This is a genomic window from Sodalis sp. C49, from assembly GCF_046352915.1.
GTDB lineage: Bacteria > Pseudomonadota > Gammaproteobacteria > Enterobacterales > Enterobacteriaceae > Acerihabitans.
This window is the reverse complement of the sequence record NZ_CP163303.1, coordinates 390,512-416,291: the sequence shown is the minus strand read 5'-3', so window position 1 is coordinate 416,291 and position 25,780 is coordinate 390,512. Positions and strand designations below refer to the sequence as shown.

At 60.8% G+C, this 25,780-nt stretch carries 24 protein-coding genes; 15 read left to right on the top strand and 9 right to left on the bottom strand.

The window, feature by feature from the left end; translation table 11 throughout:
* Positions 1 to 46: 46 nt before the first annotated feature.
* Entirely contained in the window at positions 47 to 1,093 is a 1,047-nt protein-coding gene (locus ABUK12_RS01820; RefSeq protein WP_410014679.1) for an ABC transporter permease, read from the bottom strand.
* 491 nt (positions 1,094 to 1,584) lie between these two features.
* On the opposite strand from ABUK12_RS01820, the gene ABUK12_RS01815 reads away from it, so the two are divergent.
* Positions 1,585 to 2,397, top strand: coding sequence for an ABC transporter ATP-binding protein (locus ABUK12_RS01815; protein ID WP_410016799.1), 813 nt, complete (start codon positions 1,585 to 1,587; stop codon positions 2,395 to 2,397).
* Positions 2,398 to 2,415: 18 nt separating this feature from the next.
* On the opposite strand, the gene ABUK12_RS01810 is transcribed toward ABUK12_RS01815, so the two are convergent.
* Positions 2,416 to 3,006 carry a carboxymuconolactone decarboxylase family protein gene (locus ABUK12_RS01810; protein WP_410014678.1) on the bottom strand — a complete coding sequence of 197 codons (591 nt, stop codon included), beginning with the start codon at positions 3,004 to 3,006 and terminating at the stop codon, positions 2,416 to 2,418.
* Positions 3,003 to 4,367 carry an MFS transporter gene (locus ABUK12_RS01805; RefSeq protein ID WP_410014677.1) on the bottom strand — a complete coding sequence of 455 codons (1,365 nt, stop codon included), beginning with the start codon at positions 4,365 to 4,367 and terminating at the stop codon, positions 3,003 to 3,005. Before ABUK12_RS01805 ends, ABUK12_RS01810 begins: the two co-directional genes overlap by 4 nt.
* A gap of 271 nt (positions 4,368 to 4,638) precedes the next feature.
* Here ABUK12_RS01805 and ABUK12_RS01800 point away from each other — a divergent pair, with 271 nt between their 5' ends.
* From ABUK12_RS01800 to ABUK12_RS01755, 10 genes are all read left to right on the top strand, one after another.
* Entirely contained in the window at positions 4,639 to 5,352 is a 714-nt protein-coding gene (locus tag ABUK12_RS01800; RefSeq protein ID WP_410014676.1) for a GntR family transcriptional regulator, read from the top strand.
* On the top strand, positions 5,349 to 6,131 hold the full coding sequence (locus tag ABUK12_RS01795) for an ABC transporter ATP-binding protein (protein WP_410014675.1): 783 nt from the start codon (positions 5,349 to 5,351) through the stop codon (positions 6,129 to 6,131). Before ABUK12_RS01800 ends, ABUK12_RS01795 begins: the two co-directional genes overlap by 4 nt.
* A 2-nt stretch (positions 6,132 to 6,133) precedes the next feature.
* A complete protein-coding gene (locus ABUK12_RS01790) occupies positions 6,134 to 6,907 on the top strand; it encodes an ABC transporter permease (protein ID WP_410014674.1) in 774 nt (257 codons plus the stop codon).
* Between the two features lie 5 nt (positions 6,908 to 6,912).
* A complete protein-coding gene (locus ABUK12_RS01785) occupies positions 6,913 to 7,893 on the top strand; it encodes an ABC transporter substrate-binding protein (RefSeq protein WP_410014673.1) in 981 nt (326 codons plus the stop codon).
* A 13-nt stretch (positions 7,894 to 7,906) separates the two neighbouring features.
* On the top strand, positions 7,907 to 8,923 hold the full coding sequence (locus ABUK12_RS01780) for a zinc-binding alcohol dehydrogenase family protein (RefSeq protein ID WP_410014672.1): 1,017 nt from the start codon (positions 7,907 to 7,909) through the stop codon (positions 8,921 to 8,923).
* Between the two features lie 93 nt (positions 8,924 to 9,016).
* Positions 9,017 to 9,433, top strand: a complete 417-nt coding sequence (locus ABUK12_RS01775; protein ID WP_331122548.1) for a PaaI family thioesterase — start codon at positions 9,017 to 9,019, stop codon at positions 9,431 to 9,433.
* A 9-nt stretch (positions 9,434 to 9,442) separates the two neighbouring features.
* Positions 9,443 to 10,228, top strand: coding sequence for a VOC family protein (locus ABUK12_RS01770; RefSeq protein WP_410014671.1), 786 nt, complete (start codon positions 9,443 to 9,445; stop codon positions 10,226 to 10,228).
* Positions 10,225 to 11,775 (top strand): class I adenylate-forming enzyme family protein, encoded by a 1,551-nt coding sequence (locus ABUK12_RS01765; protein WP_410014670.1) that lies wholly within the window; start codon positions 10,225 to 10,227, stop codon positions 11,773 to 11,775. Before ABUK12_RS01770 ends, ABUK12_RS01765 begins: the two co-directional genes overlap by 4 nt.
* Positions 11,765 to 13,387 carry a gamma-glutamyltransferase family protein gene (locus tag ABUK12_RS01760; protein WP_410014669.1) on the top strand — a complete coding sequence of 541 codons (1,623 nt, stop codon included), beginning with the start codon at positions 11,765 to 11,767 and terminating at the stop codon, positions 13,385 to 13,387. The genes ABUK12_RS01765 and ABUK12_RS01760 overlap by 11 nt, the downstream gene beginning before the upstream one ends.
* Positions 13,388 to 13,473: 86 nt before the next feature.
* Complete coding sequence (locus ABUK12_RS01755) at positions 13,474 to 15,120, top strand: ABC transporter substrate-binding protein (protein WP_410014668.1); 1,647 nt, start codon at positions 13,474 to 13,476, stop codon at positions 15,118 to 15,120.
* Between the two features lie 5 nt (positions 15,121 to 15,125).
* Here the strand turns inward: ABUK12_RS01755 and ABUK12_RS01750 are convergent, their stop codons facing one another.
* The 3 genes from ABUK12_RS01750 to sodC form a co-directional block, all read right to left on the bottom strand.
* Positions 15,126 to 15,764, bottom strand: a complete 639-nt coding sequence (locus tag ABUK12_RS01750) for a hypothetical protein (protein ID WP_410014667.1) — start codon at positions 15,762 to 15,764, stop codon at positions 15,126 to 15,128.
* Positions 15,764 to 16,111, bottom strand: coding sequence for a type II toxin-antitoxin system prevent-host-death family antitoxin (locus ABUK12_RS01745; protein ID WP_410014666.1), 348 nt, complete (start codon positions 16,109 to 16,111; stop codon positions 15,764 to 15,766). Before ABUK12_RS01745 ends, ABUK12_RS01750 begins: the two co-directional genes overlap by 1 nt.
* Before the next feature lie 192 nt (positions 16,112 to 16,303).
* A complete protein-coding gene (sodC, locus tag ABUK12_RS01740) occupies positions 16,304 to 16,828 on the bottom strand; it encodes a superoxide dismutase[Cu-Zn] (protein ID WP_410014665.1) in 525 nt (174 codons plus the stop codon).
* 295 nt (positions 16,829 to 17,123) lie between these two features.
* On the opposite strand from sodC, the gene ABUK12_RS01735 reads away from it, so the two are divergent.
* The gene (locus ABUK12_RS01735) at positions 17,124 to 18,761 is read left to right on the top strand and encodes an ABC transporter substrate-binding protein (RefSeq protein ID WP_410014664.1); all 1,638 of its coding nucleotides are present in this window, start codon (positions 17,124 to 17,126) and stop codon (positions 18,759 to 18,761) included.
* Positions 18,762 to 18,856: 95 nt separating this feature from the next.
* On the opposite strand, the gene ABUK12_RS01730 is transcribed toward ABUK12_RS01735, so the two are convergent.
* Both ABUK12_RS01730 and pta read right to left on the bottom strand, forming a co-directional pair.
* Complete coding sequence (locus ABUK12_RS01730) at positions 18,857 to 19,015, bottom strand: DUF3309 family protein (RefSeq protein ID WP_410014663.1); 159 nt, start codon at positions 19,013 to 19,015, stop codon at positions 18,857 to 18,859.
* Between the two features lie 137 nt (positions 19,016 to 19,152).
* A complete protein-coding gene (pta, locus tag ABUK12_RS01725) occupies positions 19,153 to 21,285 on the bottom strand; it encodes a phosphate acetyltransferase (RefSeq protein ID WP_410016798.1) in 2,133 nt (710 codons plus the stop codon).
* 249 nt (positions 21,286 to 21,534) lie between these two features.
* Here pta and ABUK12_RS01720 point away from each other — a divergent pair, with 249 nt between their 5' ends.
* From ABUK12_RS01720 to ABUK12_RS01710, 3 genes are read left to right on the top strand one after another with little or no spacing between them, the layout of a single operon-like run.
* Positions 21,535 to 21,843: a PTS sugar transporter subunit IIB gene (locus tag ABUK12_RS01720; RefSeq protein WP_410014662.1), complete on the top strand. Its 309-nt coding sequence runs from the start codon at positions 21,535 to 21,537 to the stop codon at positions 21,841 to 21,843.
* 8 nt (positions 21,844 to 21,851) lie between these two features.
* The gene (locus ABUK12_RS01715; protein ID WP_410014661.1) at positions 21,852 to 23,162 is read left to right on the top strand and encodes a PTS sugar transporter subunit IIC; all 1,311 of its coding nucleotides are present in this window, start codon (positions 21,852 to 21,854) and stop codon (positions 23,160 to 23,162) included.
* 42 nt (positions 23,163 to 23,204) lie between these two features.
* Positions 23,205 to 24,644 carry a glycoside hydrolase family 1 protein gene (locus ABUK12_RS01710; RefSeq protein WP_410014660.1) on the top strand — a complete coding sequence of 480 codons (1,440 nt, stop codon included), beginning with the start codon at positions 23,205 to 23,207 and terminating at the stop codon, positions 24,642 to 24,644.
* Between the two features lie 27 nt (positions 24,645 to 24,671).
* On the opposite strand, the gene ABUK12_RS01705 is transcribed toward ABUK12_RS01710, so the two are convergent.
* Positions 24,672 to 25,691, bottom strand: a complete 1,020-nt coding sequence (locus ABUK12_RS01705; RefSeq protein ID WP_410014659.1) for a LacI family DNA-binding transcriptional regulator — start codon at positions 25,689 to 25,691, stop codon at positions 24,672 to 24,674.
* Between the last annotated feature and the right edge of the window lie 89 nt (positions 25,692 to 25,780).

Genomic DNA, 25,780 nt, shown 5'->3' with positions numbered 1-25,780 from the left:
AAATACGATTTGCGGCGTTATTTATGGGTGCCGAAACCCGCAATAATTACCATTTCACCGCCCCGCTCTGCCAGGCCAGCAAACGATCGCGCACGGCGAACAGCACCGTTATCAAGGTGGAAAATAATAACGCCATTACAATCAGCGCGCCGTACATATTGGAATAAGCGGCCCAACCCTGCGCCCATTGCAAATACCAGCCCAGGCCTGATTTCACCCCCATCATTTCGGCGGCCACCAGTACCGAAAAAGAGGCGCCCAGCCCCATGAACAGGCCGACGAACACATGCGGCAGCGCCGCTGGAATAACCACCCGGGTAATAAGAAACAGGGGTTTGGCGCCCAGGGTGCGGGCCACGTCAAAATAACTTTTATCGACGCTCGCCACGCCGGACCAGGTTAATACCGTCACCGGAAACCAGGTGGCCAGGGCAATCAGGAATATCGCCGCCGAAAAGCTGGAAGGAAAGAAATAAAGCGTCAGCGGTAATAACGCCGTTGACGGCACCGGCCCAAGAAACCGTAATATCGGGTGCAGCCAATATCCCAGACTTTTTGAACAGCCGATGGCGACGCCGGTTAAAAATCCGCTCAGGCTGCCGAATAAAAAACCGAAGAACAGCAAACGCAGGGAGTGCAGCAGACTGTCGCCCAGCCGGAGCCAATCGGTGGCGTAGGCTTCCACCAGCGCATGCGGCGGCGCGAAAAACGGCGCCGGCAGCCATGCCAGCTTGGCGGTCGACACCTCCCAGGCCGCGACAAACAGCGCCAGGGCAAAAAACCATTTACCGCCGGACCGGACATGGCGCGTTAGCGGGGCGATAATCAAGCGCAGCAGCGGCAGGCGTTCTCCCAGGGAAAACAATAATAATAACAGGGCGATGCCCGCCGCCAGGGCGTGCGTTTGCGCAATATAAAGCGGGCGGGCAAAACCGACCGGTTTATCCGGCCAGAGAATCATCAGCGCCGCCACCGCGCCCCAGGCGACGGCGGCGCAAAAGCCCATGGTCCAGAACCCCAAGTCCTGCCCTTGCCCTCGCGCAGAGACTGCCGCGGCGGACGAGGCCGCCGGCTCCCATGCCTCGGATGTCATATAACCTCCCGGTAATTTTTGGCGATATAGCCTGGCCGATAAAGAAGCCAAAAAATGACGGCGACATTATCCGCTGCGGGTATATGCGTTTTTATTCTTTATAAATGCGTTCCCAATGAATATACTCAAATGTGTGTAGCCATAAAGTATATTAATCAAACCCATTCTCATTTAAGCTGCCTGACAGGGAATAAATGTTATTATCAATTAACAATGTTTGGCGATATTTAGCATATTATTAACGTTTACCTTTGCCGGCTAAAACGTTTAATTCAGCAGATGAAGTGACAATATAACTACGCTGCAATTCTCAATAAGTAAATATCATTCTGGAATTAAATATAATTAATTAGACCATAGGTGCGCTTGTGATGGAATTTTTACCGCGTTACGTTAGGGGAAGAAAAAAGTGCCGGATATATATGCATAAAGTAATTATCGTTATGCGGCAATAAGCTTTCGCTATTTATTTAAGGAAACAGCATATGACCCTGATCATCAATAAGCCCGACGCTCCGTCCACCTTTACGCCGTCAGGCGCCGGCGCCGGTCTGCGACTGGATATAAACCGGGTCAGCCATGGTTTTGATCTTGGCGGCGGGCTATTGCCGGTATTGGAGCAGGTCTCAATCAGCGTGGCGCCCGGCGAGTTTATCGCGCTGCTGGGACCGTCGGGCTGCGGCAAATCCACCCTGCTCAGGCTGGTGGCCGGCCTGGAAAATCCGCTTTCCGGCCAACTGCTGGAAGACGGCGAGCCTATTCGGCGGCCCGATCCGGCGCGGGTGGTGGTATTCCAGGATCCCACGCTGTTTCCCTGGCGCACCGTCTGGCAAAACGTGGCGCTGGGCCTGCAGGCGCAGGGATTACTTAACGAACGGGGCCGGCGGCGGGTCGATGGGGTGCTGGAACGCGTGGGGCTGGCGCAGTTTGCCCAGGCCTATCCCCGGCAGCTTTCGGGCGGCATGGCGCAGCGCGCGGCGTTGGCCCGCGCGCTGGTCAACGACCCGCGTCTGTTGATCCTGGACGAACCGCTGGGCAAGCTGGACTCGCTGACGCGCATCCGTATGCAGGGGGAACTGGTCGGCCTGTGGCGGGAAAAGCGCTACAGCGTGCTGATGGTCACCCACGACGTGGAGGAAGCGCTGCTGATGGCCAACCGGGTCGTGGTGTTCGGACCGCGTCCCGCGCGTATCCTGGAAACCATCCCGGTCGCACTGCCCTATCCGCGCAGGCGTAATCATCCCACGCTTATCGCCTTGCGCACCCGGGCCTTGGCGCTGCTGGGGGCCGAAGCCGGCGCCTGACCCGGGCTGCGCGCGGGTTTATTCGAACGCTTTCGCAATGCCCAGCGTATGCGCGTATACCGCTCCGGCCCGGAGCACCAACGCCACCGCATACCCCTCTTCCAGCGCCTGCGGCAGCGCCCCGGCCCGCAGCGCCGCCTGGTGAAACGCCAGCCGCAGCCCTTCCCGCTCTTTGGCCAGGGCCACCGCGGCGGCGGTCACATAACGCAGCGGCAGCGGCAGCGTCGGTTCCCTCAGCAGGGTATTAACGAAAATAGTGCGGTCGTTCTCCACCGGCAGTCCGCTCAACGGCGATGATCGCACACTAATAGCGCCGTCCGCGCTAATATCGATATCGCCGCCCGGCAGTGTTTCCAGCGCCGCGGTGATATAGGCGGCGGCCAAGACGTCGTTCCTGACGGCGCCCAGCCGGCGCGCCAACCGCGCATGGTGTTCAATACAATAAGCACAGCGCGTCACCTGCGCGACCGCCACCGCCACCAGATGTTTATCCCTGCTGCTTAGCGCCCCATTGTTCCAATGCCTGCGGGACAGGTTTCTGAACGCCGCGGCATGCGGACTGGCGGCCTCAAGCGTCGCCAAAATATCGGCATCATGTTGATGGCTCATGCGAGATCCTCGGCATCTAACGAGACGGCGCCCGCCGGCGCGGCGCGTGCCGCGTTACGGCCATCCCGCACCGGATCTTGCGCGGCGAAGGCGGCAATCAGGCTTAACAGGGCGTAAAACGAGATATAGGCGCTGATAAGCCAGGGCGAACCGTCACCCACCGAAAACAGATAGGTGGCGATAAATGGCGTCAGGCCGCCGGAGATAAGCGTCCCTACCTGATAACCGATGGAGACGCCGCTGTAGCGCACCTCGATGGGAAATTGCTCCGAAAACCAGGCCGCGCCCGGTCCATATATCGCAGCGTCGAACACCGCCAGCGCCACGGCCACCACCAGCGGCAGAAACGTCAGATTGCCGTGGTCCAAAAACCAAAAGAACGGCCAGACCAGAATGCCGATGCCCAGGATGCCGAAGACCGCCGGCGCGCGGCGGCCGATTTTGTCGGAGAGCAGCGCCCAGAAAGGCGTGGCGATAATCGCCGCCGCGGAACCGACCAGAACGGCGGTCAGCGCCATGGTGGCGTCGCCGCGTTTTAATACCAGGTAGCTCAGCGCGTACGTGGTTAGGATGGCATACATCGCCGGCTGCGCCAGGCGTAATCCGATGGTGACCAGCAACCCGCGCGGATGCCGGCGGATCGCCTGCGCCACGGGAAAGCGCTGTATTTTCCCGGCGGCCTTGGCGCGCAAAAAAGCCTCGGGTTCGTCAATACGCAGGCGGACGAAAATACCGATGCCGATAAGCACGATGCTGAACAAAAAAGGCAGCCGCCAACCCCAGGCGGCAAAGGCGTCCGCGCTGATCGACGCCCTGACGATAAGAAACGTGCCCGACGCCAGCAGCATGCCGGCCGCCGAGCCGATTTGCGTGAAAGAGCCTAAAAATCCCCGGTTTTTCGGCGTGGCGTGCTCGACCGACAGCAGCGAGGCGCCGCCCCATTCCGCCCCCGTCGCGATACCCTGCAGCAACCGCAGCAAGACCAGCAGGACGGTGGCCCACAGTCCGGCGACGGCATAAGTAGGCAATAACCCGGTCAGCAGCGTCGCGACGCCCATTAAAACCAGGGAGGAGACCAGCACCCGTTTGCGCCCGACCCGATCGCCGAAATGGCCGGCAATGATACCGCCCAGCGGGCGCGCAAAAAAGCCCACGCCATAAGCGGCGAACGATCCCAACAAACCGGACAGTGGATTGGATGAAGGCGGAAAAAAGGTATGGCTGAAAATCAGCGCCGCGGCGGTACTGTAAATATAAAAATCATACCATTCCACGGTGGTGCCGATAAACGCGGCAAACGCCACTTTACGGCTTCGGCTTCGGTTCCGGCCGGCGCCGGGCAGGTCAACAAAATGCGTCATTTTAATACCCCTTTAGCTTGCGTCTTAATACTAAAGCGGCAGGCGGCCCGGGCCGTCAAATAACATTCATTGCTGACGATAGCCGATATTTATCTGAAGTCCCGCCATGGGTCGGCGCGATATTGTGAGCTGCTCAGATTAGCTTATTTTCGGCATAAGATATCACTTTTTCATATTGGATCACCGCGCTTAACTCATCCTACACTGCGGTTTATTAAGCGCCCCAGAGTTAATCAGTGAGCAGCTCACAAGCAGAGGAAGAGACGGTCACATGCCATTATTAAGCAAGACAGCGGATTTACCCCTGGGTGATGTCGCCTATAACCGCATCAGGCACGACATTCTTTGCTGCCGCCTGCTGCCGGGCTCCATGATTACCGAACCGGAGCTGATGGAAAATTATGCCATCGGCAAAAGCAGTTGCCGCGTGGCGCTGGCGAGGCTGTGCCATGAGCATCTGGTTGAATCGCGTCCGCGCAAAGGGTACCGCATCGCGCCGATTACCGTGCAGGACGTCGAGGAGATTTTCACCCTGCGCGTCCAGCTGGAACCGCTGGCGGCGCGGCTGGCGGTAGGCCGTGTCGATATCCAGGAACTGCGCGAGCTGGAGGCGGCCTGCCGTGTGGAGCTGCATGCGCCGTTGCCGGAACAGATCGATGTTTTTATGAACGCCAACAAGCGCTTTCACCTGGCCATCGCCCGGGCGTCGGGCAATAACCACCTGATCCGCACCCTGTCGAGCCTTATGGATGAAATGTCGCGGCTGGTGGCGCTGGGCTTTAACGTGCAGAAAACCAAACCCGAGATCAAGCACGATCATAACGCCATGATTCAGGCGTTTATCGATGGCGATGCCCGGCGGGTGGAGACCATCGCACGCCGCCATATCGAGACCTTCCAGGTGATGACGATGGAAAAGGTCTACGCCACGCTCAGCAAAGGCGGCGCGATCCTGCCGATCCTCGAGCGGAGCATGTCCTTATGAACCCGCCATTGATGACGTTGGCGGCGCGGTCCCAGGATGCCGCGGCGGGGGAAATTATCCGCGCCGAAGGCATCGGCAAGCGTTTCGGCCAGCTGCGGGTATTGGACAATATTTCCCTGGCGGTACGCGAGGGGGAAATCCTCGCCCTGCTCGGCGCCTCGGGATGCGGCAAAAGCACCCTGCTCAATATCCTCTCCGGATTGCTGACCCCCGACGAGGGCGATGTTTTTATCCAGGGCCAGTCCGCCGCCCGCTTCGACCATTGGGAGAAAGTGGCCTATTTGTTCCAGGAGGACCGCTTGCTGCCCTGGCGCAGCGTGCAGCAAAACGTTAATTTCGGGCTGGAGAATACCCGGCTGACGCGCGCCGAGCGCGCGGTAAAGGTCGACGACGCGCTGCGGCTGGTGGGGCTGCATGATTTTCGCCACGCCTGGCCGCATCAGCTCTCCGGCGGCATGCGCAGCCGGGTGGCCCTGGCGCGCAGCCTGGTGGTGGAGCCGGAAATTTTATTGATGGACGAGCCCTTTTCCAAGCTCGATCCGCAAACCCGCGGCGTGATGCATAACGAACTGCTGCGTATCCAGCAGTTGAAAGGCGTTACCGTGGTGATGGTCACCCATGACGTGGAAGAGGCGGTGGTGCTGGCCGATCGGGTAGTGCTGCTCAAACCCAACCCCGGCCGTATTCATAAAATCATCGAGATGTCGCTGCCCCATCCCCGCGTGCCCACCGAGCGCGCGGTTGCGGAACAGTCGCGCCTGTTAAGGCTGGAGGTGTGAACATGAAATCATCCGCATCCTGGATTACGCTTATCGGCCAGCGCCTGGTGCTGCTTGCCCTGTTCCTGGTTATCTGGTGGCTGGCGTCCCAGCGCATGCCGTCGTTCGTGCTGCCGGGACCGCTGAAGACCTGGCAGGCGCTGGAAGCCTTGTGGCATGGCGATTCCCTGCTGCACGATATCGGCATCACCTTCTCCCGCGTCTTGTCCGGGTTTCTGCTGGCGACGCTAGTGGGCACGGTATTCGGCCTGGCGCTCGGCGCCAGCCGGCTGCTGGCGCAGTTCTTCGAACCCCTGCTGGCGGTGTTCAATACCGTCTCGTCGGCCATTTGGGCGATATTCGCCATTATCTGGTTCGGCATTTCCGGCGCCACCACCATCTTTGTGGTGTTCATGACCGCCATGCCGCTGATCCTGACCAACGTCTGGCAGGGCGCGCAAACCGTGGATGCGCAGTATGTGGAGCTGGCGCGCAGTTTTCGCATGGGCCGCTGGCAAACGCTCTTCAAGATCTACCTGCCGACCATCCTGCCCTATTTTTTCTCCGGCGCCCGGCTGGCCTTCGGCTTTGGCTGGCGGGTGTCGCTGGTGGCCGAAACCCTCGGCGCCTCGGACGGTATCGGCTACCGTCTGCGCCAGGCCGGGGATCTGGTGCAAACCGATCAGGTGTTCGCCTGGACCTTACTGCTGGTGGCCATGATGCTGTTGCTCGAAGGAGGGCTGCTCAAGCCGCTGGAACGTCATCTTTTCCGCTGGAAACAACGCACACAGGAATAATCGTTATGAAAAAGATATTGATGGCGGCTGCGCTGGCCGCCGGCACGCTGCTGGCCATGGGTTCCCAGGCGGCGGAAAAAGTCCGCATCGGCTACTGGACCAGCGGCGTCAGCCTGGGGTACGGCGCGGTGCTGGAAAGCCGGGATTTCCTGGCTAAACGCGGTATCGACGCCGAATTTATCCATTTTCCCGATGTGAACGCCCCCATCAAGGCGCTGGCCTCGGGATCGATAGACCTGGCCTTCGGCGCGCCGCTGGCGGGCGTGTTCAGTACCGCGTCAGAAGGCGTGCCGATCAAAATCTTCGCCGCCACCCAGCCGGCCGACGTGCAGTTTGTGGTGCCGGCCGGTTCGCCGATAACCAGCCTGGCGCAGCTACAGGGTAAAAAAGTCGGCATGTCGCCGGCCGGATCGTCAGTGGCGGTTATCGCCAGCACCATTTTGCAGCAGAACTACGCTATCAAGCCGGCGGATTTCTCGCTGATTGGCGGCAATGAATCGCGCCTGGCGCAGTTCCTGGCGCAAAAGCAGGTGGACGCCGCGGCCCTGCGCTCGCTGACCATCAGCCAGCTTGACGAACTGAAGGTGACCTCCATCGGCAGCTTTGCCGGCGAATGGAAAAAGCTGACCCATACCGATGCCCTGCCCTATATCGGCGTCGGCGCGGTGCGCGCCGATCTGATTAACCAGCATCCCGACACCGTGGCGCGGGTCATTGCCGCGCTGCGCGATACCCTGGCCTGGGGCAAGGCGAATCCCGACGCCGTGGTGGCCATTTTGCAAAAACAGGCCAACCTGCCGCAAAAAGACGCGCAGGTCTACATGAGCCGCTGGGACAGCATGAACCGTATCGAGTTCGAGCCGGCGGATATCGACACCCTGAAGCGCGAACATCAGGTCTTTGTCGCCAGCGGCGCCATCAAGGGCGACCTGGACGACAGCCTGTTCGATAACCGCCCTTACCTGGCCGCCAAATCCATCAAGTAATCAGGAGCAATCTGTGAGTAACGTTATGAAAGCCTTAATTCTGGAGCAGCACGGCGACCTCGACCAACTGCGGGTGGTGAACGACAAGCCGCGTCCCGTCGCCGCGGCCGGCCATGTGGTGGTGCGCGTCGGCGCGTCGTCCTTTAATTACCACGATGTGTTTACCGTCAAGGGCATGCCCGGCATCAAGGTGCCGCTGCCGGTGGTGATCGGCTTGGATCTGGCGGGCACCATTACCGAACTGGGCGCGGGCGTCGAGGGCTGGTCCGTTGGCGATCGGGTGCTGGTCAATCCGTTAAAGCCCGGCGTCGGCCTGATGGGTGAAATGACCGACGGCGGCATGGCCGAATATGCCGCGGTGGACGCGCTGCAGCTTATCAGGCTTCCGGCCGGCGTCGACTTTGCACAGGCCGCCGCGCTGCCGGTGGCCTACGGCACCGCCCACCGCATGCTGATAACCCATAATACCGTCAAAAAGGGCGACCGGGTGCTGATCCTGGGCGCCAGCGGCGGCGTGGGCACCGCCTGCGTGATCCTGGCCAAGCATCTGGGCGCCGAGGTCATCGCCTGTGCCGGCAGCGAGGAAAAAGCCCAGGCGCTGAAAGCCCTCGGCGCCGATCATGTGGTCAATTACCGTGAAACGGATTTTTCAAAATGGGCCATCGGCCAGTACGGCAAGCCACAGCGCCGCACCACGGAAGGCGGCGTCGATGTGGTGATCAACTTTACCGGCGGCGATACCTGGCGCCCCTCCCTGAAGTGTCTGAAACGCGGGGGCATCCTGCTGGTGTGCGGCGCCACCGCCGGCTACGACCCGCAGGAAGACCTGCGTTATGTCTGGAGCTTCGAGCTGACCATCAAGGGTTCCAACAGCTTCTATCGCGACAACCTCGAAGACCTGCTGTCGATGATCGCCGACGGCCGTATCGATCCGGTTATCGACCGGGTCTTGCCCCTGGAACAGGCGGCGGAAGGCCTGCGCCTGATTCGCGATCGCGAGGTGCTGGGCAAAGTGATTGTCGCGCCGTAACGCCGCGCGCGACCCGGCCGGCCGGGGTAAGTTTATGGCCCCGCGCCATCCGGCCGTTTTGTTTGCAGACTGCATGCTATTAAGGAACAGATTATGACCGATATTACCGTCCCCACCGCCGCCGAAGTCCAGGAGCGGTTGTTAAAAGGCCCGTATCATCAATGGCTCGGGCTGGAAGTCCTGACCGTCGGCGAGGGCGAAATTACCCTGAAGGCGCGCTGGCGCGAGGAGTGGGTGGTTAACCCCGCCGGCGGCTATACCCACGGCGGCATCCTGGCCGCCCTGGTGGATTTGACCGCCGACTGGGCGCTGGTGGCGTTTACCGGCAAAGGCGTGCCGACCCTGGATTTGCGTGTCGACTACCACCGTCCGGCAAAAGGGGATTTAACCGCCGTCGGCACCGTGATCAAAGTGGGCAAGCAGTTTTCCAGCGCCGAGGCGCGGGTGTTCGACAGCGAGGGCCGGCTGGTGGCCAGCGGGCGCGGACTGTACGCCACGGCAACCGCCTAGGAAACCATCATGACCCTCCCGTTGGACCATCTGGTTATCAATACCCACTTCGCCACCGAGCGGGCGGCGCAGTGGTTCCGGGCGCTGGGTTTTACCCTGACGCCGCGCGGCTACCATTCATTGGGGTCGATTAATTACCTGATGATGTTTGCCGATCGCTATCTTGAAATCGTCGGCCTGCCCACCGACGGCGGGCGCCTGCGCCAGGAGCTGCTGGACAGTCCGGCGGGTATTGACGGCCTGGTGTTCGCCACCCGGGATGCCGGGGGCACCGCGCGCGCGCTGGCGGACGCCGGTTTTGCCCTGCAGCCGATCCAGGATTTTTCCCGCGAGGTGGCCAGCGGCGATGAGCATGGGCTGGCCAGGTTCACCACGGTGCGCCTTGCCGCCGGAACCTTTCCCGCCGGGCGGGTGTACTTTTGCCAGCACCACACCCCCGAATGGGTCTGGCGTCCCGAATGGCTTAGCCATGAAAACCAGGTCCAAAGCATTACCGGCCTGACCGTGATCAGCGGCGATGTGGAGAACTGCGGGCGTCAATACCGGCGCCTGGGCGATACCGGGCGTGATTTTGCCTTGCATATCGCCGATTACGCGGCCTTTGCCCGCCGGTTCGATGGACTGCCGTTGCCCGCCGCGGGCCGGGAGATGTTTGCCGCCGTGCATTTTCTGGGCGGCGATCTGGCGCGCATCGCCCGGGGCGCCGAGGCGCAGGGACTGCCGCTATGCTGGCGCGCGGGACGGTTACAGGTGGCGCTGCCCGAATTATCCACCCTACTCGAGTTTTTACCATGATGCAGACAACCAACCTGGGCGCCATGATCGATACCCGGCAGCCGGGCGGGCAGATTGCTTTTATCGCCCCGCTGGCGGACGACACCGCGCAGGAAATCACCTTTGACGAACTCGGCGCGCGCGCCGACGGCATCGGACGCGCGCTGCTGGCCCGGGGCTACCGCGCCGGGGAACGCGTCGCCATCCTGGGGCGCAACTCCATAGATTATATTGCCAGCCTGTTGGGCATCCTGCGCGCCGGGCTGGTGGCCGTCCCGATTAATTTCAAATTTCCGGTCGAGACGCTGGAGAATATCCTGCGCGATAGCGGCGCCCGTGTGCTGCTGGGCGATGCCGATCAGCTGTCCCGGCCGGCGATCGACCTGCCGCGCGTGGTGTTTGACGGCGCGGGCGCGGACGGGCTGGCGGCCTTTATCGACCCCGGAGAGCTGACGCCCTTCCCCGCCGGGCCGGACGACCTGGCGCTGCTGCTGTATACCTCGGGTTCCACCGGCATGCCCAAAGGCGTGCGCTTAACCCATGCCAGCCATGCCTGGGTGGTGCGTACCCGCCTTGAGAACCATGAGCTGGAGGGCGAGCGGGTGCTAATCGCCGCCCCGCTTTACCATATGAACGCGCTGGCGCTGGCGCTGTTAACGCTGGCCAGCCATGTCACCACCGTGCTGCTGCCGCAGTTCAGCGCCCGCGACTATATCAACGCCATTAGCCGCTACCGCTGCAGCTGGCTGACGGCGGTGCCGCCGATGATCGCCATGATGCTGCAGGAAAAGGATTTACTGGCGCGCAGTGATTTAACCAGCGTCAGGGTGGTGCGCATGGGATCGGCGCCGGTAACCGACAGCCTGTTCCAGCAAATCGGCCAGCTGTTGCCGCAGGCGCGCATCATTAACGCCTACGGCACCACCGAAGGCGGACCGGTGGTATTCGGCCCGCATCCGCGGGGCATCCCCACACCGCGGCTGAGCGCCGGCGCCGCCCATCCCCAGGTTAGCCTGCGTTTGCGCGATCCCCAGGGCCGGGAGGCCGCGCGCGGCATTCTGGAGCTGAAAAGCCCGGGCCTGATGCAGGGCTATCACCAGCGTCCGGACCTGCGGCCGCCGTTTACCGATGACGGTTATTATATCACCGGCGATGTGTTCGCCCGCGACGACCAGGGGTTTTATACCTTTATCGGCCGGCTGGACGATATGTTCGTCAGCGGCGCCGAGAATATCTACCCGAGCGAAGTGGAGCACCTTATCGAACGGCATCCCGCGGTACAACAGGCCTGCGTGGTGCCGGTGGCGGACGAGATAAAAGGCACCAAGCCGGTGGCCTGGGTGATCCTGCGCCCCGGCCGGCAGGCCAGCGCCGGGGAACTGAAGGCGTTTACCCTGCGCCACGGCGCGGCCTACCTGCATCCGCGCCATATCTGGCTGGTGGACAGTTTTCCCCTGGCCGGCACCAATAAGATCGACCGCCGCGCGCTGCTGCTCGAGGCGGAGCGGCGCCTTCACCAGGATGACCCATCCCCCCAGGCCACGCCGGGAGCACAGCATGACATTTAATTGGCATAACCCCTATCCCACCGTACGCGCGCCGTTATTTGCCCGCAATGTGGTGGCGACGTCCCACCCCATCGCCGCCCAGGCCGGCAACAGCGTCCTGCTGGAAGGCGGCAACGCGGTGGATGCGGCCATTGCCGCCGCCGCGACGCTCACGGTGGTGGAACCCTGCTCCAACGGCCTGGGCAGCGACGCCTTCGCCATGGTCTGGGACGGCGCGCGGCTGCACGGCCTTAACGCTTCCGGTCCGGCGCCGGCCAGTTGGGATCTGGCCCACTTCCGCCGCCGTCATGGCGAGGACGGCAACGGCCTGGCCAAACGCCCGGAGCGGGGCTGGGACTCGGTCACCGTACCGGGCGCCGTCGCGGGCTGGACGGCGCTGCACCAGCGCTTCGGCCGGCTGCCGTTCGAACGGCTGATGCAGACCGCCATCGACGTGGCCGAGCGCGGCGTGACCATTGCGCCGATTGTGGCGGCGAAATGGCGGGCGGCGGTGACCCTACTGGCCGGGCAGCCCGGTTTTGCCGACGCCTTTATGCCCGGGGGGGGCGCCCCCGATATCGGCGAAAAATTTGTCTTTCCAGCCGCCGCGCGCAGCTTGCGGCTGCTGGCGCGGCAGGGCGGCCGCGCTTTTTATGAAGGCGAAATCGCCGAAAAAATCGTCGCCTGGTCACAGGCCAGCGGCGGCAGCCTGACGCGCGGCGATCTGGCCGCCTACCAGCCGGAATGGGTAACGCCCATCAGCCAGGACTACCGCGGTTATACCGTGCATGAAATGCCGCCCAACGGCCAGGGCATCGCCGCGCTTATCGCCCTCGGCATCCTGGAGCACTTTGATCTGGCCGGGCTCGCCCTTGACGGCGCCGCGGCCCAGCATCTGCAAATCGAGGCCATGAAGCTGGCCTTCGCCGATGTCTACCGCTACGTTGCCGATCCGGCCAGCATGGATGTGACGCCGTCACAAATGCTGGATAAAAGCTATCTGGCCGGCCGGGCGCGCCTGATCGACCCGGCGCGGGCGGCGGATCCGCAGCCCGGCCTGCCCGCCAGCGGCGGCACCGTTTACCTGGCCACCGCCGATGAAAGCGGCATGATGGTGTCGTTTATCCAATCCAATTATATGGGCTTCGGTTCGGGGGTGGTGGTGCCGGATTACGGCATCAGCCTGCAAAACCGGGGCGCCGGGTTCTCCAGCGATCCGCGTTCGGTTAACGTGGTGGCGCCCGGCAAGCGCCCGTTCCAGACCATTATCCCGGCCTTTTTGACCAAAGACGGCCAGGCGCAGATGAGCTTTGGCGTCATGGGCGGCGATATGCAGCCGCAGGGCCATATGCAGACGCTGGTGCGCATGCTGGATTTCCACCAGCAGCCCCAGGCCGCCTGCGACGCGCCGCGCTGGAAGGTCAACCGTGATTTTACCCTGGACCTGGAGGCCACCGTCAATCCGCTGGTGGCGGAACAGCTGCGCGCCATGGGCCACCGGCTGAAATCGGTGAACGATCCTTATATGGATTTCGGCTCGGGCCAGTTTATCTGGCGGCTGTCGGCGGATCGCGACCACGGTTATGTCGCCGCCAGCGACAGCCGGCGCGACGGCCAGGCGGTCGGATTTTAGCATCAAAATGGCTTTATTTATGAACCGCATACTGATAAGAATGAGGCTTGTGCTTTTGGCGGACAGCCATTATTCGGGGATATGATATGAAGCTGGGATTAGATCATCTATCAGGTAAAGGAACAAAGACCAATACGGGACGTCCGTCGCCGGCGATATTGACGCTGGCGGCATTGGCGCTGGCCGTCAGCGGCGCGGCGTCGGCCAAAACCCTGGTGTTCTGCTCGGAAGGCTCGCCGGAAAACTTTAACCCGCAGCTGTATACCTCGGGCACCAGCGTGGATGCCAGCGCGGTGCCGGTTTATAACCGGCTGGTGGATTTCAAGACCGGCACCACCGAGCTGCAGCCCAGCCTGGCCGAAAGCTGGGATATCAGCGCCGACGGCAAGATCTATACTTTCCATCTGCGCCAGGGCGTAAAATTCCAGGGTAACAAATACTTTAAGCCCACCCGTGATTTCAACGCCGACGACGTGATTTTTTCGTTTATGCGGCAAAAGGATAAGCAGCATCCTTACCACAATGTGTCCAACGGCACCTATGCCAATTTTGACAGCCTGGAGTTCGGCACGCTGCTGACCGCCATCGACAAGGTGGACGATCACACCGTGCGCTTTACCCTTGCCCATGCCGAGGCGCCGTTCCTGGCCGATCTGGCCTGGTATTTCGCTTCGATACTGTCAAGCGAATACGCCGACGCCATGTTAAAGGCCGGCACGCCGGAACGGGTGGATAGGGATCCCGTCGGCACGGGACCGTTCCAGCTGACCCAGTATCAAAAGGATTCGCGCATTCTGTTCAGCGCCTTCCCCGACTATTGGCAGGGCAAGGCCAAGCTTGACCGTCTGGTCTATGCCATTACCCCCGACGCCTCGGTGCGCTTCGCCAAGCTGGAAAAAGGCGAGTGCCAGGTCATGCCGTTTCCCAATCCGGCCGATCTGCCGCGCATGCGCGACAATAAAGATATTACGCTTATGCAAAAAGCCGGGCTTAACACCGGTTTTCTGGCCTTTAATACGCAAAAGCCGCCGCTTGACAACGTGAAGGTACGCCAGGCGCTGGCCATGGCCATTAACAAACCGGCGATTATCGCGGCCATCTTCCAGGGCACCGGCACCGCCGCGAAAAATATCCTGCCGCCGGGGGTCTGGAGCGCCAAAGAAGATCTGCGCGATTATGATTTTAACCCGGACCAGGCCCGCGCCCTGCTCAAGGACGCGGGGTTCCCCGACGGCCTGACCATCGATCTGTGGGCGATGCCGGTACAGCGGCCGTATAACCCCAACGCCCGGCGCATGGCGGAAATGATCCAATCCGATTGGGCGAAAATCGGCGTCAAGGCCAATATCGTCACCTATGAGTGGGGCGAGTACCTGAAGCGGGTCAGGAGCGGCGAGCATCAGGCGGCGCTGATGGGCTGGACCACCGCCACCGGCGATCCGGATAACTTTTTCGGCCCGCTGTTTTCCTGCACTTCGGCCAACGGCGGTTCCAATTCGGCCAGATGGTGTTACGCGCCGTTTGATAAATTGATTACCGAAGCGCGCGCCAGCAGCGACCATAACCGGCGCATCGCGCTTTACCAGCAGGCGCAGGACATGATGCACGAGCAGATGCCGGCGGTGATGATTGCCCATTCAACCATTTTTGAACCGGTGCGCAAGGACGTCACCGGCTACGAAATCGACCCCTTCGGCAAGCATATTTTTTATCAGGTGGACGTCAAGCAATAGCCCCTTCACTCCGCCAGTTCCATAGCCGCCTCCAGGAGCGGCCGCGCCCAAGCCGGAGTGGCGCTCAACGCCCGGGCATCATCGGCCGGGGGAAATACCATTTTCCCCCGCACCGTTTCAAGCACCAGAGTCGGGTCCGGAATTGCGTCGCCGGGCCTGGCATCCAGACTGTTATCGAAAACCTGCACATGGGCAAGCAACGGCAGCAGCTTTATCAGATTAGCCCGCGACGTGACCCACCGTTCCCGTATTTTCTGGGAGGGTATGGCATGGCCGCCATGACTCACGCGCAGCTGTACGCGCCTGATATGCTGCTCCGGTGATGATAGCCCGCAGAACAGCATGATCACCTCATGCGTTTCGCAGGCCTGGCTCAGCAGCCGTGGCATGGTATTGCCGCCCAGCGTGGTTTCAAAGGCATAGTTGGCGCCCCCGGCGATGGCGGCCTCCAGCCGCGAACGTCCAAAGGTCCATGCCCGGCCGTTCGCCTCGTCAGGCTCCAGCCCCAGTTGGGTCATAAGCTCACGGGCATAGTCATCCGGATTAAACCATGCCAGGCCGTGCTCTGTCAGCAGGCTGCCGCCCACCGAACTTTTGCCGCCGCCGTTAACGCCCGCCAGAACAAAAATAAACGGCCGCGCCATTAGAAGCCCTCGCCCGCCTTGGGCCGCCGTTTCAGCGCCCCCCGCCGCGCCAGCACAGAAGCTACATTCACGGCGGCGTCCGGATTTTCTAGCACCGCCAGCCGTGCATCGAACCTGTCGGTCAGGTCATCCAGTACCGATTGCTCGCGTGCTTTAAGCAGCAGCAAAGAGTGAGTCAATTCACGATAGGTGGCGACATCCAGCAGCACCATTTCCACGGTGGAATGATTGGTAATGGCCAGGGTTCCGCTTTGATGCACCCTCCGCACCACCTCCCCCCATTTGTTTTTCACTTGCGAGGCGTTTGCCTGCGGCAATTCATCGAAATTAAGCAGTTCCGTGATCATGGTGTAATCTCCGCGAGCGGTATGATTTAGCCATTATGGCAAAAACAGCCTTATATAGCCATTCGAGATTGCTCAGGTGATGAAGAGGTGTTTGGGGAACAAACCGGCATAATGGGCAAGACGTCAACCTCGCCATAAGTTCTGCTTGCCCATCATACCCGCCGCACGTTCCCGCGCGGGCTTGCCGGTGGGTTATTTTATCACCGCGCAGGCGACACGGTCGCCGGCGCCGCCGATGGGCTGGCTTTGGTAATCATCAGGATTGGCGTGGATAACCACCGAGGAACCGTCGCCGTCCAGCAGCGCGGGGCGCGGGGTGCCGGGCGTCACCGACACCAGCGTCGAATAGATTTCCGCAAAGGCCTTGCCGTCGGCGCCGGCGTAGATATTGGTCAGGTCGCCCTGATCGTTGGCATTGGCGTTCAACAAACCATGCACCACCGGCATCGCGGAGTGGACATGCCCGCCGGCGTCCTTGAACTTATCTTTGGCATCGCAAACGCCCTTTTCATGGAAATGAATACCGTGCCAGCCGGGAGCAAGCCCCGTGGCCTCCACGCGCATAATCACCCCTTTAGGCGCGTCCGAAAGGGTAATCTTACCCATATCCTTGCCGTCGGCGCCCACCAGGCTTGCGGTATGCACCGCCGGCTGGGGCTGGGCCAACGCCATATTGGCGGTTAAGGCCGTGGCGATGAAAAACACAATACGCCGCATAATAAACTCCTGTAGCAGAACCTGCCGACTGCGGAAGTGCAATGTCGGTCAATGTAGATAAGCGTAGACAGTGGGACGCATATTGTCCTGATTAGCGGCGCTATTCTTGATGTCGGTCATGCCATGCGCACCGCCCGGCATCGCGCCATGCCCCGGCCCGGCACCGGCGGCGGCGTATTTATCCGGCGTTAAGCGCCACGGGGACCAGGCCTGGACGGCGCGCCATGTTGATGGTAGGAATGGTGGAGACTGCCGGACAGACATTATTTATCCGCGACAATAAGGAGGGGGAGGCATGAAGACAACCAGACTGCCGGGCATTACACTGGCGGGATTTACCCTGGGCGCGATGGCCGCGCTGTTGCCGGCCGCCACGGCCCTGGGCGCCGAGGTGCCCGCCGGAGTCGAACTGGCGGCCCGGCAGGACATCGTGCGCAATAACGGCAGCGAGCCGGCTTCCCTCGATCCCCACCGGGTCGAGAGCGATGTGGAATTTAATATCATCAGCGACTTCTTCGACGGACTGGTCAGCCTCGACAACCACGGCGCCGTGGCGCCGCGCCTGGCCGCCGGCTGGGATAATCCCCGGCCCAGGGTGTGGATTTTTCACCTGCGCCCCGGCATTACCTGGTCGAACGGCCAGCCGATTACCGCCGGCGATCTGGTCTACAGCTGGCGACGCTTAATCGATCCCGCCACCGCCTCGCCTTATGAAAGTTATCTGGTAAGCATGCGTGTGCTGAACGCCGCCGAGATCGCCGCGGGCCAAAAGCCGGCGGACAGCCTGGGCGTGCGGGCGCTGGACGACGCCACGCTGCAAATCGACCTCACCCAGCCGGTAAGCGCCTTTCTCAGCATGCTGGCGCATCCGTCCCTGGTGGCGATTAATCCCCGGGCCGTCGCGCAGTTCGGCGATAAATGGACCCAGCCGCAGAATTTTGTCGGCAGCGGCGCCTTCACCCTGGCGCAATGGGTAGTGAATGAAAAAGTGGTGGGTGTCAGGAACAGCCGCTACTGGGATAACCAGCATACCGTGATTAACCGCATCACCTATTTGCCCATCGCGTCGGAAACCGCCGATATCAATCGTTATAAGGCGGGTGAAATTGATATTACCGCGAGCGTACCGCAAACGTTATTCCGGTCGCTGCAAACGGACCTGGGCGCGCAGGTGCATATTTCGCCCAAGCTGGCGGTCTATTATTATGAATTTAATACGCAAAAGCCGCCGTTTAATGATCCGCGGGTGCGGCTGGCGCTTAACCTGGGGCTGGATAAAACCATTATCGCCGAAAAAGTGCTGGGGCAAGGCCAGCGACCGGCCTATCTGTTCAGCCCGGACAACACCGGCGGCTTTGCGCTCACCCCCCCTGTTTACGCCGGCTGGACCCAGCAGCAGCGGGTGGCCGAGGCCAGGGCATTGCTGGCGCAGGCCGGATTTACCCCGGCGCGGCCGCTGAAGTTCTCGCTGTTGTATAACACCTCCGAATCGCACCAGCGCATCGCCATCGCCGCCAGCTCCATGTGGAAAAAAAACCTGGGGGTGGAGGCCACGCTTAACAGCCAGGAATGGAAGAGCATGCTCGACACCCTACACGGGCCTAATTTCGACGTGGTGCGCTACGCCTGGATAGCCGACTATAACGAACCGTCCACCTTCCTCAATAACTACGTCACCAACGACAGCAATAATACGGCAAAATACAGTAACGCGGATTACGACCGGGCGGTAAATAATGCCGCTGCCGCGTCGACAAAAGAGGATCGGGCGCGGTATTACCAGCAGGCCGAGGATATTTTGACCAGAGAATCACCGGCCATCCCCGTTTATCAATATGTCTCGGTAAAACTGGTCAAACCCTATATCGGCGGCTTCCATGAAAGCCCACTGGGATATGTCTACGCCCGGGACCTGTACGTGGTTAAACACTAGCTCCCGCCTCCACTGCCCCGCGCAAATAAAACGGGGACCTGCGCAAAGCAGGTCCCCGTATACATCCGATAATGATTAAAGCATCGGATTAATTGTTAAATCCTGCCCAATAAGACCAAGATCAGCAGAATGACGACCACCACGCCGAGCAGGCCGCTTGGGTAATAACCCCAGCTGCGGCTGTGGGGCCAACTCGGGAAAGCACCAATTAGCAGAAGTATTAATACGATTAAGACGATTGTTCCGATGCCCATGGAAAACTCCTTTGTTTATTGACTTGCTGTTTCCAGCGCATTTGCCTCGTTCTAAACAGAGTTTACGTCTTATGAAAGAAATGAGCTCAGTCAGAGATAACGTAATGAGTATAGACATCTTTTCGCGTTTGCCCCGGCTAAATTTCAACGGGTGGCGATTGCTGCATGGACTGAATGGCTGTCAGGGCGATGGTATAGACGATATCGTCCACCAGCGCCCCGCGCGAAAGGTCGTTGACCGGCTTGCGCAGGCCTTGCAGCATGGGCCCGATGGAAACCAGCGCCGCTGAGCGCTGAACCGCTTTGTAGGTGGTATTGCCAGTATTCAGGTCCGGGAAAATAAACACCGTGGCCTGGCCGGCCACCGGCGAATCGGGCGCTTTGGTTTTGGCCACATCGGCCATTATGGCGGCGTCGTATTGCAAAGGACCGTCGATCGCCAGATCGGGGCGTTTTTCGCGCGCCAGCCGGGTGGCTTCGCGCACTTTATCCACGTCGCTGCCGGTGCCTGACGTGCCGGTGGAGTAGGAGATCATGGCCACGCGCGGTTCGATGCCGAAGGCCGCGGCCGAGTCGGCGGACTGGATGGCGATGTCGGCCAATTGCCCGGCGTCGGGATCGGGATTGATGGCGCAATCGCCATACACCAGTACCTGTTCAGGCAACAGCATAAAGAACACCGATGACACCAGCGAACTGCCCGGCGCGGTTTTGATCAGCTGCAGCGCCGGGCGGATGGTATTGGCGGTGGTATGCACCGCGCCGGAGACCAGGCCGTCCACGTGCCCCTGTTCCAGCATCAGGGTACCCAGCACGACGTTATCCTCCAGCTGTTCCCGCGCAATCAGCTCTGTCATGCCCTTGCCCTGGCGCAGCGCCACCAGCCGCGCCAGGTAATGTCCCCGCGCGGCGGCCGGATCGATCAAATCGATTCCCGCGCCCAGCGTCACGCCCTGCGCCGCGGCGATTCGGCGTATTTCATCGGGGTTGCCCAGCAGCACGCAGCGCGCGATACCACGCTCGGCGCATATCGCCGCGGCCTTGATGGTGCGGGGTTCATCGCCTTCAGGCAAGACGATGCGTTTGGCGGCCCGCCGGGCCATTTCGGTCAGTTGATAACGGAAGGCCGGCGGCGACTGGCGGCGCGGGCGTTCAGAGACGGCGGTCAGGGAGGCTACCCACCCGGCATCGATATAGCCGGCGATATAGTCCTGCAGATTTTCAACGCGCTGATGATCTTCGGCCGGCACCTCCAGGTTGAAGTTTTGCAGGTTAAGCGAGGTTTGCCAGGTATTGGTGTCCACCATCAATACCGGCAGGCCGGTCTGGAACGCGCGCGCGCACAGCCGGCCTATCGACGGCGCGATATCATAGCCGCCGGTCAGCAGGATGGCGCCGATGTCCACGCCGTTCATGGCCGCCAGGCAGGCCGACACCAGCACTTCCGGGCGGTCCGCGCAGGTCACCAGCAGCGAGCCGGGACGAAACAGGTCGACCATGCCGGTGAGCCCGCGCGCGCAAAAGGTCACCGAACGCACCCGCCGGGTCTGGATATCGCCGGCGTTGACGATACGGGCGTTAAGGTGATGCGCCATATCGATGACGCGCGTGGCGATAAGCGCCATGCTCCAGGGGATAGCGCCCAGGATCGGCATGGGAAAATGACTGAACGGCGGCAACGCCGCATCGGCGGCGTCGTCCTGGCTGGCCTGGTCGAAGATTTCCGACAGGTCGGGACGGGTGCGGCCCTGTTCGTCCAGCGGCGCGTTGATTTTATTGATGATGACGCCCGCCACGCCGCTGTGTTTGCCGATGCCCGCGCACGCCAGCTCCAGCCGCTCCCGCAGCTGCGCCGGTGTACCGGTTCCCAGCGCGGTGACCAGCACGATTTCCGCGCCCAGCGCCTTGGCGATGTCGTGGTTCAGCTGGTTGGCGAACTGGTGGCGCCGCGTCAGCATCAGCCCCTCGATCAGCACCACGTCCGCCTGTCCCAGGGCGCTGTGATAACGCGCGACGATGTCTTCCATCAGGACGTCGCGCGCATTGGATCCCAACAACATCTCGACATAGCCCATCTCCAGGGGCGGCGCGACGGCAATCGCGGAGTTGGCCCGGATGATGGCGGTGGTCTGGTCCGGCCGGCTGCTGCCGTCGCGCGGCTGGGCAACCGGCTTGAATACGCTCAGGCGTATGCCTTTGCGCTCAATGGCCCGGATCACGCCCAGGGTGACGCTGGTTAATCCGACGCTCAGGTCGGTTGGGATCAACATAATAGTACGTGGCACGGCGCAACCCCCGGCAATATTCTGGAACGCTATTTTCTCCTATTTTGTGTGAGTTATGCCGTGAGGCCGCCGACAGTTGTCGGCATAAGCCGTCTCATGTCACCGATTGCCCCGCCCCGCCGCGGACCGGCCATTGACCGTCATCACAAAACCGCAACCGGTTTCTGAAACCGGTTGCAGAAAAAAAGTCCATCAGGTATTACTCCCTACACCATGTCATAAGAGGGCCGCTGTATGCCAAAGATCCTATTGTGTTGCGCCGCCGGAATGTCCACCAGCATGGTGGTGAAAAAAATGCTGAAAGCCGCTGAAATAAAAGGACTGGACGTCGAAATAAAAGCAGTGGGGCTGGAAGAGTTTGCCGAGCAATTACCCCATTACGATTGCTGCCTGCTGGGGCCGCAGATCAAATATAAGCTCGGCGATTTCAAAATCATCGCCGATGAGCAGCATAAACCCATCGTGGTTATTAACAGTATGGATTACGGCATGATGAACGGCGAAAAGATATTAAACGACACGCTGGCGCTGCTTAACGCCTAGGAGAAACTATGTCCGGAATTAGCGCATCGGTATTTGGCGTCATTGAAAACACCATCAGTCCCATTGCGGGCAGATTATCCAGCCAGCGCCACGTAATGGCGATCAGGGATGGTTTTATTTCCGCCATGCCGTTTCTGATCGTCGGCTCCTTTATGCTGGTGTTCGCGCACCCGCCTTTTTCCGCCACCAGCGATTGGGCATTTGCGCAATGGTGGCTGCGCATGGCGGCGCAATATGAGTCGGTTATCCTCATGCCGTACAATATGACCATGGGCATTATGTCGCTGTTTATTGCCGCCGCCATCGCTTATAACCTGGCCCTCAGTTATAAAATGAACGGGTTTATGGCCGCCATGTTATCGCTGATGGCGTTCATGGTGGTGGCCGCCCCGCAAACCGATAAAATGCTGCCGGTCTCCTCGCTGGGCGGCACCGGGATATTTACCGCCCTGCTGGTGGCGATTTACGCCACCGAATTAATGCATTTCCTGCAGGTCAGGAATATTGGCTTCCATCTGCCGGAGCAGGTGCCGCCGAAAATACAGCAATCCTTTGATTTATTGATTCCGGTGCTGGCCATATTTTTTACCCTCTATCCCCTGAGCCTGTTTATCCAATCGCAGTTCGGCATGTTGCTGCCTCAAGCCATCATGGCGCTGTTCGGCCCGATTATTTCCGCCGCCGATACGCTGCCGGCGATTTTGATCGCGGTCTTGATCTGCCATTTATTATGGTTTGCCGGCATCCACGGCGCGGTTATCGTCGGCGGCATGCTGCAGGCCTTCTGGCTGACTAATCTTGGCATCAACCAGCAGGAACTGACCGCCGGCCAGCCGCTGACCCATATCTTTATCGAACCCTTCTGGCAGTTTTTTATCGTCATCGGCGGCTCCGGCTCCACCATGGGACTGGTGTTGCTTTATCTGCGCAGCCGTTCCGCCCACCTGCGGTCCATCGGCAAACTCAGCCTGGTGCCCTGCCTGTTCAATATCAACGAGCCGGTGATTTTCGGCTCGCCGGTGGTGATGAATCCGACGCTGTTTATTCCCTTTATCACCGCGCCGCTGATTAACGCCACGCTTGCGTATATCGCCACCCGCACCGAACTGGTTGGCCGGGTGATTTCCATGGCGCCCTGGACGACCCCGGCCCCCATCGGCGCGGCCTGGTCCACCGGCTGGGATCTCCGCGCGGCGCTGCTGGTGGTGGTGCTGCTGGTCGTGTCGACCCTGGTGTATTACCCCTTTTTCAAAATCTATGAACGCCAGCTGCTGGCGCAGGATCGCCCGCTGCCGCAGACCCGGCCGCAGGCGGCATAAGCCGCGCAAAGGTCATCACAATACTCACTGAGGAAGATGGATATGCATTATCAGACGTTGCCCCCTTTTCCAGCGGACTTTCTCTGGGGCGCCTCCACCTCGGCGTATCAGGTGGAGGGCGCCTGGAACGAGGACGGCAAAGGCCCGACGGTGATCGATCGGGCGCAATTCCCGCCGGCGCTGAGCGATTTCACCGTCGCAAGCGATCACTATCACCGCTTTGCCGGGGACATCGCCCTGTTCGCCGAACTGGGGCTGAAGACCTACCGCTTTTCCATTGCCTGGAGCCGGCTGTATCCCGAGGGCGACGGCGAGCTCAATCCGCTGGGTGTGGCCTTTTACCAGCGGCTGATTGATGACATTCGCCGCCACGGCATCGAACCGCTGGTGACGCTGTACCATTTCGATTTGCCCTGGGCGCTGCAGCTTCAGGGCGGCTGGTCGAACCCGCGCACCATCGCGGCCTTTGAACGCTTTGCCCGCACCGCCTTTGCCCTCTTCGGCGATCGTGTCCACTACTGGCTGACGATCAACGAACAGAACATGATGATCCTGAAAGGCGACGTCATCGGTACCCTGCCCCCCGGCACCCCCGATCCGCAAAAGACCCTCTACCAGCAAAACCACCATATGATGCTGGCGCAGGCCAGGGCGATGATCGCCTGCCATGAGCTGCTGCCGGCCGCCAAAATCGGCCCGGCGCCGAATATTTCCTGCGTCTATCCGGCCAGCCCGCGCCCGGAGGATGCGATCGCCGCCAATAATTATTCGTCCATCCGCAACTGGCTTTACCTGGATCTGGCCTGCCACGGCCGGTATAACGCGCTGGCCTGGCGTTTTATGGCGGAAAAAGGCTATCTGCCGCGCATCGCCGACGAGGACATGAACCTGCTTGCGCAGGGGCGTCCCGATTTTATCGCCTTTAATTATTATGCCTCCACCACGGTGGCGGCGGACGTGCCGCGGGAAAACGCCGCCCCGGACAACGCGCGCGACATCGAGGATCAGCAATTGCCCGGCATGGATCGCGCGGTGTATATAGGCGCCGATAATCCGCATCTGGAACATAATCAGTTCGGCTGGTATATCGACCCGGTGGGATTGCGCGTGACCTGCCGGGAAATTTATGAGCGTTACCACCTGCCGCTGATCGTGACCGAAAACGGCCTGGGCGCGTTTGATACGCTGGCGGCGGGCAACAAGGTGTATGACGATGACCGTATCCGGTATCTCAGCGACCATATACGCCAGCTGCGGTTAGCCCTTGCCGACGGCGTGGCGCTGTTCGGGTATTGCCCCTGGTCGGCGATTGACTTGGTCAGCACCCATCAGGGCATCGGCAAACGCTACGGCTTCGTGTATGTCAATCGCGACGAGCACGACCTGAAGGATTTGGCCCGCTTGCGGAAAAAGAGTTTTTTCTGGTACCAGCGGGTGATTAAAAGCAACGGACAGCGCCTGGAGACGGATATCGGGTATTAAGCCAGCACCCCTTCGCCGGGCGGTCATTTACCGCCCGGCGAAGGGACCGGGAATAACGGAGTCGCGCACCATCAGCCGGCCGCTAAAGGGCTTGAGCGGCGATACCCCCTTGCCGTCAAGTACGTTGACCACCTGCTCCAGCGCGCTTTTAATCATCTGCGCCACCGGCACATGCACGGTGGTCAGCGGCGGATTAAGATAAGACGCCACGGGAATATCGTCAAAACTGAGCAACGAGATCTCGCCGGGCACCGCCCGGCCGCGCTCACGCAGCGCCCTGGCAGCGCCGATGGCCATATCGTCGTTGGCGCACACCAGCGCGCTGAAGGCGGCCGCGCCGTCCAGCAGCGCCAGGCAGGCGTTAAACCCGCTGTTTAACGACCATTGACCGGCGGCGAGCAGCGATTCATTCACAGGTATGCCCGCGGCGTCCAGGGCCAGGCGGTATCCCGCCGCGCGCGCGGCGGCGGTGGGCGACCCGGCCGCGCCGGTGATAAAGGCGATGTCCCGGTGTCCCTGCGCGATGAGATACGCCACCGCCTCGCGGGCGTCGCGCTGATGATCGGCGAATACGCAATGCTCGCGGGCATGCGGCAAATCGCGGTTGATCACCAGGAACGGGATATCGTGCCGGGCGATCAGGCCCATCAACTCCGCTTCACCCAGGAAGCTCGGATAGATAATAATGGCGTCGCAGCGGCGATCCAGCAGGAACTGGATCGCTTCAAGCTCGCTGTCGACGCTGTGTTTCCCGTCCACCAGGATAAGCTGCCGGCCGTAGTTTTCGGTCATTTTGGCGGTCTGGTACAACAGTTCGCTGAAATAAGGACCGTTAAACAGGGTGTTGGTGACGATCAGGCCGATACTTTGCGAATTTTTGGTCGCCAGGCTCCTGGCCAGCAGGTTGGGACGGTAGCCGGATTCTTCAATAGCCTTGAATACCCGTTGGCGCGTTGTTTCCTTGACATAATTATCGCCCGACAGGACACGGGACACCGTGGATTTGGAGACGCCCGCCTTGATCGCAACATCCTGCATGGTAATCATTGCAAAACCCTATTCATCCCATGACTGGGGAGAAAATCGCCTGGCGCTGATTTTAGCATACCGGCCTTGCCGGGATAAGATATCCGCGC